This window comes from Agrobacterium sp. DSM 25558, assembly GCF_900100825.1.
In the GTDB taxonomy this organism is placed as follows: domain Bacteria; phylum Pseudomonadota; class Alphaproteobacteria; order Rhizobiales; family Rhizobiaceae; genus Agrobacterium.
Window position 1 is genome coordinate 1 of record NZ_FMUD01000089.1, and the last position, 1,091, is coordinate 1,091.

The 1,091-nt window shown below is 52.7% G+C and carries 1 protein-coding gene; it reads left to right on the plus strand.

Going from position 1 to position 1,091, the window contains the following annotated elements; genetic code table 11:
- Window positions 1-239: 239 nt before the first annotated feature.
- The coding region (locus DSM25558_RS29740) for a HAMP domain-containing protein (protein WP_305764700.1) at window positions 240-1,091 on the plus strand (852 nt) is incomplete at its 3' end.

The following is a 1,091-nucleotide window of genomic DNA, read 5'->3' on the forward strand; positions in this document are numbered from 1 at the left end:
ATATTTAAACTATAGTGATCTAGTTCTATCGCAGACAGAATTTTCCCCGGTCGCCATGACGGCATACCATCCTGTCATGCCGCTACAATTTTCTGCGAACTCCCCTCCCCCATGAAAGGTCCCATCCACGGGTCCCGCATTGCCATGGCTTGAGGAGGCATCTGTTCGCAGCAATAAGTCACCCGCGAGGAAAAATGTCGTTTCTTAAAAATGCGAGTATTCGCACTAAAATATTGGTTTTGATTATTCCTTTATGCCTCGTCGGGTTAGGAGCCTCGATCTTCATTTCAAGTCGCTATAAACAGTCGGACACGGCGTATTCGGATTTTATCGCAAAGGACAACAGCGGATCTGTCGATATTGCGAGAGCAAATCGTAATCTCGTTGCGACCGCTTACAGCGCCTACCAACTGTTCGTTTACCCATCGCAGGATCCGAGATTCCAGTCCACTCTCGACTTCTACAATGACGCCAAAACCAAACTGTTCATGCGACTGCAATTGGCGAAGGAAAAAATCCCGGCGCAGAGCGCGGCAATCGATGCGCTTACGATTCGGATCAAGGAAATCGTTGCATTAACAGATCAGGCCGTTAAGTTCGGCCAAGCAGATCAGGACGAACAGGCAACCGCGACGCTCGCAAAAGCAGACGCACTAATCAAGCCGATGACGGCGGACCTCGCTGCCTTTCTTGATGACGTGGCGAAGAATGTAGGTGTCCAAAGTGACGCCCTCACGGACCAGACGAACTCCACGATTTTCATGTCTTTAATGGTCGTGGGCCTCACCTTCACACTCGGTATCATCGCGGCTCTGATCGTTGCGGCCAAGGGCATCACCACACCCATCGCGAACCTGCGTGAACGCATGATGACGCTGGCACAGGGCCAGACGGCAGCACCCGTCGATGGGCAGGATCGTAGGGACGAAGTCGGCCAGATGGCGCAGGCCGTTTCCATCTTCCGCGATAACGCTCTCGAGAAAATCCGTCTCGAACAGGAAACCGAAGCAAACCGCAGCGTGTCCGAAAAGGAACGCATCGAGCGTGAAGCACAGAAGACCAGGGATGCGGCGGATACCCAGTTTGCCGTC